Origin of the sequence: Chania multitudinisentens RB-25 (assembly GCF_000520015.2) — a bacterium.
In the GTDB taxonomy this organism is placed as follows: Bacteria; Pseudomonadota; Gammaproteobacteria; order Enterobacterales; family Enterobacteriaceae; genus Chania; species Chania multitudinisentens.
Window position 1 is genome coordinate 2,969,979 of sequence record NZ_CP007044.2, and the last position, 19,570, is coordinate 2,989,548.

A 19,570-nucleotide genomic window follows, 5' to 3' on the forward strand; every position below is an offset into this window, starting at 1 on the left:
TTTAGGTTGAGCGAAACGGGGGGAACCCGATAAAGACTGCATGACGTTACGTCATGCAGATGGCAGTTATTGCCGTAACACGGCAACCCCTCTCAGGCTGTGCATATTCAAGTTTCGTAGTTTATTTGCGAATGATATCTCTCAAGGAGTAATAACCATGATGAAAGGAAATATGGAATTGATCACGCTTACACCCTATCAGACGATTTTTTATCATGAGTGGTTACAGGATCCTGGTCGCAGTGATTATAATATTGTGACAGATATTACCCTTGAGGGGGAATTAGATAGGCAAAAATACGGCACCAGCTTTGAGCAAATACTCAACGAGCACTTTATTACTCGACATAATATTGATGAAGGTCCAGATGGGCCGTTTTGGGTACCTAGAGAGCCCGTTTACAATTTAATTACCTATCATGAGTCCCCTCTGACGGATGAAGAGCTCTTTGAGCTGGTATCGGCCCCCTTTGATTTGCGCAATGGGGCTCTGGTTCGGATGCATCTGATCCGCCTGGGTGCTGAGCGGTACCGTTCTCTGATTATCTTCCACCATATTGCTATCGATGGCATCAGTACCGAGGCCATTTGGGATAAATGGCGTAAACGTTATAACGGTATTGACTATCAGTTGCCATCATTGCAGGTCCAGGGTGCTATGCATCAGAAGCTTTGCCATCACTTCACCACGCAGGTGGAGGAAAAAGGCGAGCAGATGCGCGAATTTTGGCGCACGCGTCTATGTGATCTTGACGGTGTTGATTTACGCTTTTTAAAAACAAGCCAGCTGCCTGCTGCCACGGCAACACGGCCTCAGATCGACGAATTACTGTTTGGTTTTGATGAGCAATGTAGCCGACGTGTCCATCAATTGCTGCGTAAGTATAAGTTGACGGCTTACCTGTTTGGGCAAATGGTGATGGCCCTGCTGCTACATAAAATGTCCGGGCAAAAAGCCGTTGCGCTCGCTTATCCGGTGGCGATATCCGAAGGCAAGGAGCTGATGTATGGTGCGCATATCAATACTTTGGCAATCGATTATCGATTCACGGATGAGTCGACAATGCGCAGCGTTATTGACGGTATTCATCAATTTTTCAAATCATTAAAACAGACCAGGGCCAAGTATCTGCCCGTCCATGAGATCCTTGCCTGCGGAACAGGCACCGGCATACTGGATGTCGCTTTTGCCCAAACTTTTCTGCGCGATCATCGGACGCATTTTAGCGGTATCGTGGATGAGACGCTCAATCACCAGTTTCATATTGATCTAGTCAACTCATTGCTTTTTGAGCAGGAAGTGTCAGCGAATGGTATCAATTATCGCGCCAGGTTTGACCGTCACGTGCTGGACGCATCGTTGGTTGAAAACTTTATCGAACTCTATCGCAATCTCTTTATTAACACGCTGGATATACTGACCGCTGGTGAAGTAGATACGCCAATAAATAAAATCAATCTGGTATCTCAACGGCTGTCAGAGCAATACTCTCTTCACGCCTCAGTGGCAACTCCAGCACCACAACATTCTATTGTCGAACAATTTGAACAAATTGCTGCGGCTTTCCCCGCGCGTAACGCCATCCTCTGTGGGGATGAAATATTATCCTATCAACAGCTTAATGAGCAGGCCAACCGTCTGGCGAACTACCTTAGGCATGAGCTGCAGGTTAATAGCGGCGATTTGGTGGCTCTCTGTTTGGAAAAATCGGCGGCGATGCCAGTATCTATACTGGCCATCCTTAAGGCGGGAGCCGCCTATGTCCCCCTTAACCCAGGCGAGGCAGAACGCCGGCTGGGCTTTATTTTGCAGGACACTGGCGCTAAAACCATATTGTGTGACAGTGCAAGCCTGAACTATCTCAATCAGATTACTGACCTACCGTCGCTACCGGTTGTGGCCGTTGACGATCCCGAATTCCAGCGCGAACTGGCTACCCGGCAGCTAGCCGAAGATCTGGGTGTTGCCATCCCATTGAACCAGTTGGCCTATGTCATTTATACCAGTGGCACCACAGGCAAGCCTAAAGGCGTCATGATTGAACACGCGGGGCTGATCAATCTGGCACTGGCTCAGGGGGAAGCTTTTGGCCTGGCACCCAGTGACGTGTCGGTGAAGCAATGCCTTTGGTATGCGGCCTATGTTTTCGATGCGCACGTCTCCGAGTTATTTACGGCCATTGCCAATGGGCATGCGTTGCATATTTTGCAGGAAGACAAGCGCAAGGATTTTGACGCGTTGGCTGACTATATTGCTATGCATCACATTGATATCGCCACGATCCCGCCGGCTTTATTGGACAAAAACAGCCTGTTGCCCCTTGCTACGCTGGTGGTGGCTGGAGAGCCTTGTAACCGTGAGATTATGGAGCGTTATCGTTTACAGGGGACAATGATCATTAATGCTTATGGCCCGACGGAAAGTAGCGTCTGTGCGACGTTGCACTATTACCAAAGTGGTGACAGCAATCTCAATATCGGCCTGCCGTTGCCCAATCTCGATGTGCATATTGTAGACCCGCACCTGGCGCCGGTCCCCGTCGGCGTGATCGGTGAGCTCTACATTAGCGGTGTCGGTTTGGCTCGTGGCTACCTGAATGATGCGCAGCAGACCGAGCAGGTCTTTATCGCTAATCCGTTCCAGAGCGACGAGCAACAGCAGCGCCATGAGGCGGCAAGATTGTATAAAACGGGTGACCTTGTCCGCCGTCTGCCTGACGGTAATATCGAGTATATCGGCAGGCGTGATGCTCAGCTCAAGATCCGTGGCTTCAGAATTGAATCAAGCGAAATTGAAATGCAGCTTGCCCAGATCCCGGAAATTACTCAAGCCGCGGTCGTTGCGCATCGACTGCAGACAGGAGTGCTGTCATTAGTCGCTTACTATGTTGCAGATGTGGCATTGGACAAACAACGGATAACCGAACACCTAAGCGGTTGTTTACCCGATTATATGATCCCGGCGCTTTATATTCACCTAACGGCATTCCCTCTGACGGTTAATGGCAAATTAAACCGCGCTGCGTTACCGCAGCCGGACTGGAGTGGCCAAGATGATTATGTTGCGCCAGAAGGCCCGCTGGAAATTGAGCTATGCCAAATCTATGGTGAGATCCTGGGGCAGGCGCCTGGTCATGTCGGTGTCAACGATGACTTCTTTAAATTGGGCGGCGATAGTATCAGCGCCATTCAGATGGTCAGAATGGTGCGTCAAAGAGTAAAGGGCACGATCCGAGTCAAAGACATCTTTGATTGCAAAACCGTCCGTTTGCTGGCCCAGAGTGTGGTGTTTGAAGGTGATGCGCAGCAAATCAAACATTTATCCGAGCCGGGGCTTTTACAAGGCCCAGTGCCATTCCTGCCAATCCAGCAATGGTTCCTCGATAGGCTTGATGATGGCACATTTGCCAATTATCAGCACTGGAACCAATCCTTTGTCTTGGATGTTCCTCGGTTGGATACAGACATACTCAACAAGAGTCTGGCGCTGTTGTTTGCCTATCATGATGCACTCAGGCTGACCTTTGTGCGTGATGGCAAAGGGGGTTACCGTCAGCAATACCAACCTGAAATCGGTGAAATCCCGTTCTCGGTGGTTGATAACGCCATCAGTACCGAGCAGGAAATCGCACTGTTTAATCAGTGGCAGCGTGAGTTTGATATCTTTGGCGGGAAACTGTGCCATGTGGGCTATATAACCGGCGAAGATGCGGCGCGTGCAAAGTTACACTTTGCGTTTCATCACCTGATTATTGATGCGGTCAGTTGGCATATCATCAAACAGGATCTGGAAACCCTTTACCGAGCGCTGGAAGAGGGCGCAGCGGAGATTGACGATCCGGTTAACATCTTGGGTGATAAACCGACCAGTTACCGTCAGTGGGCGGCTCAGGTGCAGGATTACCCCAACCATCAGGGAGCCGAGGCAGAAGCGGTTTATTGGCATCAGGTGATTGATGGCCTGGATGAATATCGCCAACGGTTAGCCCCACTGTTCACTGCTCCATCACTGAGCCAACACCAGTTGTCGTTAAACAAACCGTTAACGCAGAGCCTGTTGGGCAAGATACATCCGGTACTCAATACCCAGGTTAACGATATTCTGCTGGCAAGTTTCGTGGAGGTACTCGGCGAATTTACCGGGCTGAATACGCAGTACCTGACTTTGGAAGGGCATGGCAGGGAACCGCTTGATGCCCGCGTCGATATTAACCGCACTGTCGGTTGGTTGACGAATATGTACCCCGTTCGCCTGAGCTGCGATGGCGATTGGCTTAAACAGATCGTCAGCGTAAAAGAGGGCCTGGCCGGCATCCCTCGTCGGGGCGTTGGATTTGCGCCGCTGGTCGGCTATGGAGCAGGCCATCTGCCACCGGTCGGCTTTAACTATTTAGGGCGCTTTGATGAGTCGCAGCAGGAGGGCTGGTGCTTCAGCCCGCAAGACAGTGGCAACGCCGTTGCGCATGAAAATGGTGAAGCGCAACTGCTCAGCGTCAACGCGGGAGTGATTGGCGGGGAACTAAGAGTCCGCGTTTCCGGTTATCTGTCAGAAGAAGTATTGCAACAGTTGGCAACCCATTATCTTGCTGCAATCGAATGTGCGATTGGGCGGCTGCTGGCGGAAAATCGCACCTATCTAACAGCGCAGGATATTGAAGGGGTGATCTCTCAAGAGACGCTCGATGGTTTGCAGCGTGATAGCGAACTGGAGTCGGTTTATCTGGCCAACAGTTTGCAGGAAGGCTTTATTTATCATGCCATCTCGCAGGGGGAGATTGACGAGGCCTACCATAGCCAGATGTTCTGGGATTATGACAATGCCTTGGATATTGGCTGTCTGAAACAGGCATGGTTGCAGGCACAGCAGCATTATCCAACGCTTCGCTCGCGTTTTGATTGGCAGGAAGAGCTGGTGCAGATTGTGGATACCCATGCCACGATGAACTGGCATTTCTTCGATCTTAGCGAGCAGAGTTCGGATCAGCAGAGCGCCTTCTTCACCGACTTATGCACCCAAGATCGCGCACAGCCTTACGACTTGTCGATCAGTGGGCTGTTCCGTGTCTATGTAGTCAAAAATGCGCATGAGCGTTACCGCTGCATTTTCAGCAGTCATCACGCCATCCTGGATGGTTGGAGTAACCCGCTGCTGATTGAAGCCGTGCATAAACGCTACCTGGCCTTGTTGCGTAATGAGCCGTTGGATCAGGCATCCGACAGCGGTTTCCATCATGTTCAGCGCTTTATGCAGAGCCACCGCAGCGACCATTTACACTACTGGCGCGATTATCTGACACAGCTGGATGAACCTGAAGATGTGAATATCTTGCTGTGTGGGCAAGCCAAGCAGGTACATTTAAATGAATACAGGCATATAAAACTACCGAAAGAAAAATCGCTGATTTTTGCGGGGCAGGGTTATCACCAACTGAAGTCTTTCAGCGCGGAGAACGGTGTTACCGTGAATGCGCTATTACAATATTGCTGGCATAAAGTGCTCAGTATTTTCTCCGGCAACCCTGCGAGCATCGTTGGCACCGTGGTTTCGGGCCGCAATCTGCCTGTCGAGGGCGTAGAACAAACGGTAGGCTTGCTGATCAACACGCTACCGCTGATCGTCGATCATCAGAAAAAAGTGGCGGTGCTCACGGCCATTCAGCAGTTGCAAAACGATATCCACGAAGCCAATAGCCGCAGCCATGTCAATTTGGCGCAGCTGCAACCCTCAGGCAACCGCTTGTTCAACTCGTTGTTTGTCTTTGAAAACTACCCAATGCCCAGCGGGGAACTGGAGGGAGGATTGCGGCTGCATTTCGGCAGCGCCACAGAGAAGCAAGACTATCCTTTGGTGATCACTGTGTTTGAACAGCAGCATCTGGCGTTAAGCCTGCATTATGCTGGCGAACTGTTTGACGACGCGACGATCGCACAGTTACTGAGCACCATGAAGACGCTGGTTGAAACCATTATTCAGGGGGCGCAGCAGCCGCAAGATGAGTTGAGTTATCTGGACGCGCAGCAGTACCAAATGATGATCCATCAGTGGAATGATACCGGGAGACCTTACGCCGCTGATAAGACCCTGGCTACGCTGTTTGAAGAACGTGTCGCGACATCACCCGATCAGATCGCCGTAGAGTTTAACCAGCGGGCTTTAACCTACTCACAGTTAAATCAGCAAGCGAACCAGTTAGCGCATTATCTGCAGGAAACCTGCCAAATTCGTGCCAACGATCTGGTGGGTATTTATCTGGATCGTAGTGAGCAGCTTGTGGTTGCCATACTGGCCGTGCTGAAAGCGGGTGGCGCCTATGTGCCGATTGACCCGGATTCACCCGATGAGCGTAATGGCTTTATTATCGCGGACGCCAACGTCAAAGCGGTGCTATGCCATCAGCACGCGGTGAAAGCATTAAGCGATATGGCACCCGGTATGCCGCTTATAGCGTTGGATGCACCAGAAACTGCGGGGCAGTTGGCGCATTATTCAACCGATAATCCGTGCAGCAAGACCCGCGCCAGCGATCTGGCCTATGTGATTTATACCAGTGGCACCACGGGTCGCCCAAAAGGGACGCTAATCGAGCAACGCTGCGTCAATCGACTGGTGATCAACCCCAATTATGTGGAGCTGAATGAGCACGACCGCATTCTGGGTATTTCTGGTTATCAGTTTGATGCCTCAATTTATGACATCTTCGGTGCGCTGCTAAACGGTGCCGTGTTGGTGCTGGTCGATAAGCACAACATTCTGGATTTACAGCGTTTTAACCAGTTGATTGTTGAGCGCCAGATCACCAATTTCTTTGTGACCACCGCCTTCTTTAATACTTTGGTCGATGCGGCACTGCCTGCCTTGCAATCATTGAGCTATGTATTGTTTGGCGGTGAGCAGGTGTCCGTGAGCCATGTTAATCGTTTCAGGGAGCGGTACCCTCAGGTCAAGCTGGTTCATGTTTATGGGCCGACGGAAACCACCACCTTTGCGACCAGCTATTTGACCAATGCGGCGTCGGCAGCGTTTAATCATACCGTCCCTATCGGCCGACCTATCAGTAATACCCAGCTGTATCTGCTCGACAATCATCTGCGCCCGGTTCCGCAGGGAGCGATTGGTGAGCTTTATATTGGTGGCGCTGGTGTCGGGCGTGGTTATCTGAACAATCCACAGGCCACCGCCGACGCATTCATTGCCACCCCTCTGTGCAGCGAGGCTGACCGTGCCCGTGGTGAAAACGCCCGCCTCTACAAAACTGGCGACCGAGGGCGCTATTTACCGGATGGCAACATCGAATACCTGGGCCGTACTGATTTTCAGGTCAAAATCCGTGGGTTCCGTATCGAGCCAGGGGAGATCGAGGCCCGGCTGGTTGAGCATCCTGCCATCCATCAGGCGCTGGTCATGGCCAGACGCAATCAGGACGGGCACGCTCACCTGACGGCGTACTACGTCGCGCAGGCCCCGCTGGAACAGGATACGTTGCACGACTATCTGCAACAGACTTTGCCCGAATACATGATCCCGTCGGCGCTGATCCACCTGACCTCTCTGCCGATGACTGTTAACGGCAAGGTGGATCGTGCCGCGCTGCCGGTCCCTACCTTTGAAGCGCAGGCCGATAGGGTGGCACCACAGACCGCGACCGAGCACCAACTGGCCGAGGTCTTTGCCGAGCTGCTTGGCATTGCGCAAGGCAACCTCAGTGTCCTTGACGATTTCTATCGTCTGGGGGGCAACAGCATCCTGGCGATCAAGCTAACGGGGCGCTTAACCCGCACGCTGCAAAAGAACGTGCATGTCTCCGACCTGTTCCGCCTGAAATCCGTCCGCGCACTGGCGGCCTTTATCGACGGCGAAGCGCAGGGCAGCCAAATCATCCAGCCACCGCAGATCACCCGGCCTGAGGAGCAGCGGCTGTCGTTTGCCCAGGAGCGGTTGTGGTTTATCGATAGCTATGAAGAAGGCAGCAATGCCTACAATATCCCGCTGACGCTCAAGCTGCAGGCCGGTACCGATCCGCAGTACGTGGCGCAGGCGCTGATGAAGGTGGTTGCCCGGCATGAAGCGCTGCGCACGCTGATCCTGTGTGATGACGAAGGGCAGGGGTATCAGCAGGTCGTGCCTGCGGAGGCATTCTCACTGACGATGGAACACACCCAGTGCGACAGCCTGCCAACGCTGCATGACCGGCTGCACGACCATCAGCACCGGGTATTTGATCTGGCGGGAGAATGTCCGATTGCGGTCCACGGTTATACGCTGGCAGACACCGACTACATAAGCATCGTTATTCACCACATCGCGTTTGACGGCTGGTCGGTAGATCTGTTGCTCAAAGAGTTACTGCATTACTACCGCGTATGCGCTGGCGAAGTAACCGGCGAACTGCCGCTGCCAGCGGTGCAGTACCGGGAGTTTGCGCTGTGGCAGCGCCACTACCTGCAAGGCTCTATGCTGGAGCGGCAACTGGCCTACTGGCACAGCAAGCTGGCTGACTATGAGCCGCTCAACCTGCCGACAGACCATGTCCGTCCGTTGCAGATGGACTATCGCGGTGACGATATCACTTTCCAACTGGATGCGCAGACCAGCGCTGACCTGCGGGCGTTGGCGGCGTCGTTGAACGTCAGCCTGTACACGGTGCTGCTGAGCGGTTATTACCTGCTGCTGGGCGTCTACAGCAACCAGCAGGATATCGTGCTGGGCACGCCGATAGCGGGCAGGCATTACCCAGGGGTGGAAGAGACCATGGGGCTGTTCGTCAATACGCTGGTGCTGAGACGGCAGATAGATGCCAGCCAGACGGTCCGCGAGTTTATCGACCAGACCGGGCTGCAGGTGAATGAGGCGCACACCCATCAGGATCTGCCATTTGAAAAACTGGTGGAGGTGCTGAAGACGGAAAAAGACAGCTCCAGGCACCCGATATTCCAGGTGATGTTCAGCCTCCAGTCGTTTGGTGCGGCGGGACGCACGGCAGGGGAAGGGCGCTTTACCCAGTATGACGCGCAAGACGGGGCCTATAAGACCGCGAAGTTCGACTTGACCGTGATGATGGACGACAGTGAAGAGGCGATTGGCGGTGTGTTCAACTATGCAACGGCGCTGTTCAGTGCGCAGACGGTGCAGAACTATATTGCCACCTATCGGCATATCCTGAGCCAGTTGAGCACTCTGTGCGATCGGGGTCATTCCCTGTCAGCGCTCCAGTACCTGGATCCGGTGCAATATGAACACCTCATCTGCCAGAGTAATCACACGGAATGTGACTATCCGCGGGAGATGACGATCCACGAGAGGTTCGAGGCGCAGGCCGCGAGGACCCCGGAAAATATCGCCCTGGTGTTTGAGGATGTGAGCCTGACCTACCGGCAACTGAATGAGCGTGCTAATCGGTTGGCGGCTTACCTGAGAACGCATTTTGTGTTGCAGCCGGACGATCTGATCGGGCTTTGCCTGGAAAGATCGGAGCGCATGCTCGTCAGTATTCTGGCGGTGTTGAAAGCTGGGGCGGCTTATGTGCCGTTCAGCCCTGATATGCCAGCAGAGAGAATGCGTTGGACCATAGACAATATTCAATCCAGCGTCATTCTGGCGGAGTTGAACAGCCAGGAAACGTTGGCCGAGCTGATTGATACCGAGAAGACAACACTGCTGTGTGTTGACGATCCTCAGTTCATGGCAAAGGTCGCCGGTCAGCAGGTTGCCAATCAGGTAACCAACACCGAGGCTGGAAATCTGATTTATGTCATCTTTACTAGCGGAACAACGGGAACGCCTAAAGGGGTGATGATTGAGCACCGCTCCGTCGCCAACCTGATTGAGGCGCAACGCAATGTGTTTGGCACTGAAATCTGCCAGGCAGGAGAACAGGTGAAGCATTACCTGTTGTACTCAAATTATACCTTTGATGCTCATGTGCTGGATGTTTTCAGTCCGTTGTTGAGCGGTCATTGCCTGCATATGTTGTCTGACGAGGTGCGTTTAAACTTCGGCACGCTGGCGGCCTACGTAAAACAACACGCGATTGATGTCGGCTTTGTGCCCCCTGCGTTGTTGAATAACAATGAAACACTGAAGCTTTCCACCCTTATTGTGGGCGGTGAGGTGGCCAATAGCAGTGTGATGGAGCGCTACACAGAGCAGGGCGTGAAAGTCGTTAACTGTTATGGCCCAACGGAAACCACGGTGTTTGTCACCAGCAATGTGTTCCAACCCGGTGATCACAATACCCTCATTGGCCAACCGATAAACAATGCTGGTGCCTATATTCTGGAGCGAAATCTGCGGCCAGTTCCTGTGGGGGCCGTTGGGGAGCTTTATATCAGTGGTGACTGCGTCGGTCGTGGCTATTTAAACAATCCTGATGCGACGCACCAGGCGTTTATTGCCAACCCATTCCAACACCATGAGGATCAAGCGCGTGGGCGTCATGATCGGCTGTATAAAACCGGCGATGTCGTGCGTTATCTGCACGATGGCAATATTGACTATATTGGGCGTGCGGATTCCCAGGTGAAGATCCGTGGCTTCAGAATCGAATTGGCTGAAATCGAAAACTGTCTGACCCAAGATCCACGGGTTGAACAGGTGGTGGTATTGGCGCAGCAGCAGGATCCGGGGCACAAGTTGCTGGTGGCCTATTATGTTTCGCCAGAGGAATTGCCAGCAGATACGCTGTCTGAGCATCTACAGCAGCGTTTACCTGCCTATATGATCCCCGCAGCGTATGTGCATTTAACCGCGTTGCCAATGACCATCAACAATAAGCTGGACCGCAGAGCCTTGCCGGTGCCGATGTTTACCGATGAGGCGAATTATGTTGCCCCTGGCAACGAGAGCGAGATGCTGGTGTGTCGCGTCTTTGCGCAGGTCTTACAGCTTAAGGAGAGTGCGGTTGGCATTACCGATGATTTCTTCCGTTTAGGGGGGGACAGTATCAGCAGTATTCAGTTGGCGAATAAACTGAAACAGCTATCTGGTTATCATCTCACGGTGAAAGATATCTTCGCCTACCGCACAGCCAAGGCGTTAAGCGCCTATCTGCTGAAATGTCAGGGGGATAATGCCGCGGTTATCCAGTCAGAGCAGGGGATGTTGGCGGGGGAACTTCCGTTGTTGCCGATTCAACGCTGGTTCTTCCAGGCGGTAGAGTCGGGAAGGTTGCCTGAGTCTGGCCATTGGAACCAGGCATTTATGGTTAAAGTGCCCGCGTTGGATGTTGAGTTGCTGCGTTTGAGCGTGGCTAAGCTGCTCGAATACCATGATGTGTTGCGAGTGGTTTACGTCAGCGATCCTGTTGCTGGCCATTACCGCCAGACGATAGCGACGTTGCCGTTTGATGCCATCAATCAACATGATTTCACTACCGTTCAGCTTGAGGCACAGTTGACAGCTTGGCAGAACCGTTTTGACCTTGAACAAGGGCCGCTTTGCCATATTGGCTATATTGCTGGCTACGACAACCAGACTGCGCGTATCCACGTAGCTGTGCACCATCTCAACATTGATGCGGTCAGTTGGCGCATCATCAAGGATGATTTGCACCGGCTTTACCAGTTCTTTGCTGAGCAAGCTGAGCGCCTTGACACAACGGTCGATGCCCAAACCATCCTGGGCCCGAAAGGGACGAGCTATCGTCAATGGGTCAACGAGCTGCAAAACTACCCTGCCGTGGCAGTGAAAAACCATCAGGATGAGCGTGAGTACTGGGATAGCCTGACTGCCGATTTGCCAGCATGGCATCAGCGTTTGGCGGCGCATCGCGTTGGTAAACTCAATCGCACCACGATATGCCTGTCGCCAGAGCACACCAACAGCTTGTTACGGGAAGTTCACCCTATTTATCATACGGAGGTGAACGATATTCTGCTGACCGTATTGGCGGATGCGTTATCGCAATTGGTTGGCGGTGACAGTCAGTATGTCTTGCTCGAAGGACACGGCAGAGAAGCCATCTTTGACCAAGTGGATATCAACAATACCGTCGGCTGGTTCACCTGTATGTATCCGGTCAATCTGCGCGTTGAGCACAGTAATATTGTGCACAATTTGCCGCTGATTAAAGAGCGGCTGCGAGCCCCTGCTCATCATGGTTTAGGCTATGGGGTGCTGTTTGATTATCCTGCCCAGTCGATGCCCGCCGTGACGTTCAACTACCTTGGACAATTCGATGGCGAGCAACGGGATGGCGAGTGGTCATTCGTTAAAGATTCGGCGGGAACGGCAGTATCACCGCATAACCGCACCACCGACTTCTTAGCGCTGAATGGCGGGGTGTTAAATGGCCAATTGCAGTTCCTGGTTGAAGGGGAACTGAGTGCGGAGCAGTTAGAATTCTTTGCTACGACTTATCAGCAACGGTTAATCCAGTTGATCGATGGGCTAAAACAGTCACCGCGCTCTTATCTCACCGAGTCTGATGTGAATGGTGTGGTCAGCGCTGAAGCGCTAGCCGATATTCAGCAGCATGAGGAAGTGACGGCGATTTACCCGGCCAACAGCCTGCAACAAGGCTTTATTTATCACTACGTGCTGCAAGGCGATATTGATAACGCCTACCGTACGCAAATGGTATGGCACTATCACAATGCGTTAAATATCGAACGGTTAAAACAGGCCTGGCAATGCAGTCAGGCGAAATACCCGGCGCTGCGGCTCAGATTCTCCTGGCAGGAAGAGTTTGTGCAGATCGTCGATAAACAAGGCGCGTTCGGCTGGCAATTTATCGATATCAGTGAGCGGGATGAAGCTGCGCAAGCAAGCGCCATCGCCGAACTGATCGCGCAGGATCAGCAAGTCAGCTTCGATCTGTCTGCCAAAGGGCTATTCCGGCTTTATCTGGTCAAATGTTCGGCAGAACACTACGTGTGCCTGTTCAATAACCACCATGCTATTTTGGATGGCTGGAGTTTGCCGATATTGCTCAATGATGTGCATCACAATTATCTGGTGCTACAGCAGGGCAACACGCCGCAGCCACAGGAAGATACCAGCTATCTGAATGCGCAGGCATTGCTCCAGGTGGTGGGCCAGGAAACCGAACTGTTCTGGCAAAACTATCTGGGCGCAGTGGAAATGCAGGAGAATCTCGGCGGTCTGCTCAAGCCAGAGATGAAAAACATCAATTTAACCGAGCATAAACACGTACAAGATCCGCAGGCGGTATCGACCGCATTTTCTGGTGAACTTTATACCGGGCTGAAGGTGCTATCCAGACAGCATGGCGTCACGTTAAATGCGTTGATGCAATACTGCTGGCACCAGCAACTCAGTGTTTATAGCCATGCGGACCTGACGATTGTGGGGATGACGGTATCGGGGCGCACCCTGCCGGTTGATGATATAGAGCAATCCGTTGGTTTATATATCAACACGCTACCGGTGGTGCTGGCGCATGCCGATGAGGCGATTATCGACACGGTAAAACGCCTGCAAGGCCATATTAATGACATCAATAGCTACAGCAATATCAATCTGAGCAAACTGCAGGATGCCGGGGTTCGCCTGTTCAACTCGCTATTTGTCTTTGAAAACTACCCGTTCCAGGACAACGGTGATGACAGCCCATTCAAGCTGGTTTTCGAGCACAGCGAAGAAAAGCTGGATTATCCATTGGGTGTCACGGTGTTTGAAAAGGATGAGCGGATTGAATTCAAGATTAACTATGCCGGGGAGCTATTCAGCCGCAGCGCCATTGAAGGCGTTCTGCAAGGCATACGCTTAACGCTACAGCAGTTGATCGCCGATCCTGCCATCCGTCCCCAGGCGTTATCGCTGTTGAGCGAAGCGGAGTATCGGCAACGGGTAACCAGCCAGCCGCTATCGCGGGTTGCCGTTGAGCGCAATAAACTGGTCGGTCAGCTGTTTGAAGAGCAGGCCGCCAGAACGCCGGATCATCTCGCATTGGTTTATCAGGATACTCGGTTGACCTATCGCGAGTTAAATCAGCGGGCGAACCAGTTGGCTGCTTATCTGCGGGTGAATTTTGCTGTGCATCCTGACAGCGCCATTGCCCTCTATTTTGACAAGTCTGAATATATGGTCATTGCTATGCTGGCGGTGCTCAAGGCCGGAGCTGCCTACGTCCCGATCAGCCCTCAGGCACCCGCCGACCGTGTGTCTATGCTGGTTGACGATATTAAGCCGGTGCTGATCTTAACGCATCAATGCCATAGCGAACGCCTGGCTACCTTACTGCCGAACGGTGATTCGACCCTGCTGGAGATTGATAACCTCCAGCTTGCCAAGAGGTTGGCGGAGCATGACGACGGCAATATTCTGCCCGCCACGCAGCCTACCGATTTGGCTTACGTTATCTATACCAGTGGGACCACTGGCCGGCCAAAAGGGGTGATGATTGAACATCATTCGTTAGTCAATCTGGCGAAAGCGCAATCCGATTGGTTAGCTATGAACACGGATGCTGAGCAGCTCAACACGCTGTGGTACTCGGAATATGTGTTCGATGCTCATGCGCTGGATGTCTTCTGCGCGTTATTGAATGGCCATTGCCTGCATATTCTGGCAGAACACCTGCGCTTCGATTTTGCCGCGTTGTCTGACTATATCAGGGAACATGCGATTGATTTTGCCTTTATGCCTCCGGCCTTACTGGCGCAAAATGAGCTACTGGCATTGTCGACGTTGCTGGTGGGCGGCGAGAGTATTGATGCAACCTTGGTTGACCGCTACTGTGAAGCTGGTGTCCGCTTGATCAACGGTTACGGGCCGAGTGAAACCACCGTTTGGGCTACGGCACGGCTTTATCAACCCGGTGACGCCAATACCAATATCGGTCAGGCAATCAATAACGTTTGTGTCTATCTACTGGACGAATATCTGCGCCCGGTTCCGCAAGGGGCCATTGGTGAGATTTATATTGGTGGCGCTGGCGTCGGGCGTGGTTATCTGAACAATCCACAGGCTACCGCCGACGCATTCATTGCCAACCCTCTGTGCAGCGAGGCTGACCGTGCCCGTGGTGAAAACGCCCGCCTCTACAAAACTGGCGACCGAGGGCGCTATTTACCGGACGGCAACATCGAATACCTGGGCCGTAATGACTTCCAGATAAAAATCCGTGGGTTCCGCATCGAGCCAGGGGAGATCGAGGCCCGGCTGGTCGAGCACCCTGCCATCCATCAGGCGCTGGTCATGGCCAGACGCAATCAGGCCGGGTACGCCCATCTGACGGCGTACTACGTCGCGCAGGCCCCGTTGGAGCTTGCGACGTTGCATGACCATCTGCAACAGACTTTGCCTGACTACATGATCCCGTTGGCGCTGATCCACCTGACCTCTCTGCCGATGACTGTTAACGGCAAGGTGGATCGTGCCGCGCTGCCGGTCCCTACCTTTGAAGCGCAGGCCGATAGGGTGGCACCACAGACCGCGACCGAGCACCAACTGGCCGAGGTCTTTGCCGAGCTGCTTGGCATTGCGCAAGGCAACCTCAGTGTCCTTGACGATTTCTATCGTCTGGGGGGCAACAGCATCCTGGCGATCAAGCTAACGGGGCGCTTAACCCGCACGCTGCAAAAGAACGTGCATGTCTCCGACCTGTTCCGCCTGAAATCCGTCCGCGCACTGGCGGCCTTTATCGACGGCGAAGCGCAGGGCAGCCAAATCATCCAGCCACCGCAGCTCACCCGGCCTGAGGAGCAGCGGCTGTCGTTTGCCCAGGAGCGGTTGTGGTTTATCGATAGCTATGAAGAAGGCAGCAATGCCTACAATATCCCACTGACGCTCAAGCTGCAGGCCGGTACCGATCCGCAGTACGTGGCGCAGGCGCTGATGAAGGTGGTTGCCCGGCATGAAGCGCTGCGCACGCTGATCCTGTGTGATGACGAAGGGCAGGGGTATCAGCAGGTCGTGCCTGCGGAGGCATTCTCACTGACGATGGAACACACCCAGTGCGACAGCCTGCCAACGCTGCATGACCGGCTGCACGACCATCAGCACCGGGTATTTGATCTGGCGGGAGAATGTCCGATTGCGGTCCACGGTTATACGCTGGCAGGCACCGACTACATAAGCATCGTTATTCACCACATCGCGTTTGACGGCTGGTCGGTAGATCTGTTGCTCAAAGAGTTACTGCATTACTACCGCGTATGCGCTGGCGAAGTAACCGGCGAACTGCCGCTGCCAGCGGTGCAGTACCGGGAGTTTGCGCTGTGGCAGCGCCACTACCTGCAAGGCTCTATGCTGGAGCGGCAACTGGCCTACTGGCACAGCAAGCTGGCTGACTATGAGCCGCTCAACCTGCCGACAGACCATGTCCGTCCGTTGCAGATGGACTATCGCGGTGACGATATCACTTTCCAACTGGATGCGCAGACCAGCGCTGACCTGCGGGCATTGGCGGCGTCGTTGAACGTCAGCCTGTACACGGTGCTGCTGAGCGGTTATTACCTGCTGCTGGGCGTCTACAGCAACCAGCAGGATATCGTGCTGGGCACGCCGATAGCGGGCAGGCATTACCCAGGGGTGGAAGAGACCATGGGGCTGTTCGTCAATACGCTGGTGCTGAGACGGCAGATAGATGCCAGCCAGACGGTCCGCGAGTTTATCGACCAGACCGGGCTGCAGGTGAATGAGGCGCACACCCATCAGGATCTGCCATTTGAAAAACTGGTGGAGGTGCTGAAGACGGAAAAAGACAGCTCCAGGCATCCGATATTCCAGGTGATGTTCAGCCTCCAGTCGTTTGGTGCGGCGGGACGCACGGCAGGGGAAGGGCGCTTTACCCAGTATGACGCGCAAGACGGGGCCTATAAGGCCGCGAAGTTCGACTTGACCGTGATGATGGACGACAGTGAAGAGGCGATTGGCGGTGTGTTCAACTATGCAACGGCGCTGTTCAGTGCGCAGACGGTGCAGAACTACATTGCTACCTACCGGCAAATCCTCAGCCAGTTGAGCACCCTGTGTGATAGAGGGCGTTCCCTGTCAGCGCTCCAGTACCTGGATCCGGCGCAATACGAACACCTCATCTGCCAGAGTAATCACACGGAATGTGACTATCCGCAGGAGATGACGATCCACGGCATGTTCGAGGCACAGGCCGCGAGGACCCCGGAAAATATCGCCCTGGTGTTTGAGGATGTGAGCCTGACCTATCGGCAACTGAATGAGCGTGCTAACCGGTTGACTGCTTATTTGAGAGAGCGGTTTGGCATCAGTAATGGCGATCTGGTGGCACTGTGTCAGGATCGTTCGGAGCATATGCTGGTGGCAATACTGGCCATTTTGAAGGCCGGAGCAGCCTACGTACCGCTGGATCCGTTAGCGCCAGATGACCGGGTGAGCTATATGCTGGAAAACGCCGGCATCAATACCATACTGATTGCCCAGCTTGGCGAAGAGAAAGCCAGCACGCTGGCGGCCAGCGGCCGACATATCGTCGATTTGTCCGATGAACAAACCTCATCTGACATTGCCCGCTACCCTGGTGAAAATCAGCTTTGGTCGGTCCACTCTAGCGAGCTGGCGTACATCATTTATACCAGCGGGACCACCGGCAATCCTAAGGGTGTGATGCTCGAGCATCACAGCGTGATCAATCGTATTGTCTGGATGCACAAGCAATACCCGATCATCAGCGGCGACCGTATATTACAGAAAACCAACTATACCTTTGACGTTTCAGTATGGGAGCTTTTCTGGGCCAACTGGTACGGTGCCTGTATCGTTTTTGCTTCGCAGGCAGCCTATAAAGATAACGTTTATCTGGCCGAACTGATTGAGCGGGAACAGGTGACCACGCTGCATTTCGTCCCTTCCATGTTATCGGCATTCCTTGAAACCCTGGAAGGGCAGAGCGCATTGCAGGCCAAGCTGGCCAGTCTTAACTATCTGTTCTGCAGCGGGGAAGCATTGAATGTCGCTGAAGTACGGAAATGCCAGCGATTAATCCCGCATTGCCAGATCCATAACTTATACGGGCCAACGGAAGCCACGGTCGATGTGCTGTTCTATGACTGTAATTCGCCATCGATAGACGATGTCTTAATCGGTAAGCCGATAGATAACACCGCGGCTTACGTGTTGAATGCGCAAATGCAACCCGTGCCGCCGGGGGCGGTCGGTGAGCTATTCATTGGCGGCGTTGGCGTGGCCAGAGGGTATTTGAATAATCAACCGTTGACGGATAAAGCCTTCCTGAGCAATCCATTCCAGACAGAGGATGAACAGCGCAGGGCCTACAACAGCCGGATCTATAAAACCGGCGATGTGGTGCGTTATCTCAGCGATGATAATATTCAATATCTTGGCCGTAATGACTTCCAGGTTAAGGTCAGGGGCTATCGTATCGAGCTGGGCGAAATCGAGACTTGCCTGGCGAGCTACCCGGGTATTAATCATGCGGTGGTGATTGCCTATCAGCGTGGCGCTAACGATAAATATCTGGTCGCTTACTATGTTTGCGCACAGGAAATTGGCAGTGAACTGCTGGGCGATCATCTGCGAGAGGCGCTTCCGGACTATATGGTGCCTGGCGTGTTTGTTCATTTAACGGCGCTGCCGGTGACTTCAAACGGTAAGTTGAACAGAAAGGCGCTGCCTGAACCTAAGGTCACGCATTCTGTCACTTATGTTGCACCGGCCAACAAGATTGAAAAAACCTTGTGTGAGCTACTCGCCGATACGCTGCAAATCTCAGTGGAAGAAATCAGCATGGAGGACAACTTCTTCGCGCTGGGTGGCAACAGCATCCTGGCAATGCGCTTGAACAACCGGATTAACCAAGTGTTGAGGGTCAAGATCCGTTTGTTGGATATTATCAATGCCCGCACGCTAAAAGCGTTATCAAACGAGATTTCGCAGGCTCAAGGGAAATCCTTCGATGCTATCGTGCCGTTTAATAGCCTCACCAATAAGCCACAAATATTTATGATCCATCCAGGGATGGGTAACTGTTCGGTCTACCAATCCTTAGCCAATCGGCTTAGCGATCGTTACTGCTGTTATGGGGTTGACTCGTATAACTTCTATCATGACCAGAAGATTGAACGGCTTGATGAATTAGCCCGTTATTATTTGCAACATATCGATCGCGTGCTCGATGTGAGCCAACCGGTCACTCTATTAGGGTGGTCGCTGGGTGGGAAGATCGCATTGGAGATAGCGGCCCACTTGGAGGCGCGGGGCATTACATCGATCAAGATCTATCTGCTTGATACCTGGCTGTTAAACGAGGAGAGCTATCAGTTGAATGAAGCCTCATCCAATCTGGACGAGATGATGGATCGGTTATCTATTCCTCATTATTTAAGACATAACGTCGAATCGGTCGTTTTATCCGATCGCCTATTGGATGCACAACCGCTTTCGTCGGTGTTAAATCATGCGCAGATAGTGCTCTTTAAGGCAACCGAGGAGATCCAGGGCGAAGAATTCCAACAGTATCGCCATAACAACATTGAAACGGGTGTGAAAAACATCGCTCAATTACGGACGTTTGAAATTGCAACCAGCCACTTTACCTTGCTGGAGAAGGAGGATGAGCTAATGAACCTTATCGGCTAACCGATTGCTGATAAAGTGGCAATGGGCTTAATGTGT

1 protein-coding gene is annotated in these 19,570 nt (G+C 52.9%); it reads left to right on the forward strand.

Annotated features, from left to right (window positions below; translation table 11 throughout):
* Positions 1 to 157: 157 nt before the first annotated feature.
* Positions 158 to 19,534, forward strand: a complete 19,377-nt coding sequence (locus Z042_RS13030) for a non-ribosomal peptide synthetase (protein WP_025297163.1) — start codon at positions 158 to 160, stop codon at positions 19,532 to 19,534.
* The last annotated feature ends 36 nt before the right edge of the window (positions 19,535 to 19,570 follow it).

Coding starts and splice junctions, on each gene's coding strand:
- Z042_RS13030 (WP_025297163.1), top strand. CDS start 158: ATGATGAAAGGAAATATGGAATTGATCACGCTTACACCCTATCAGACG.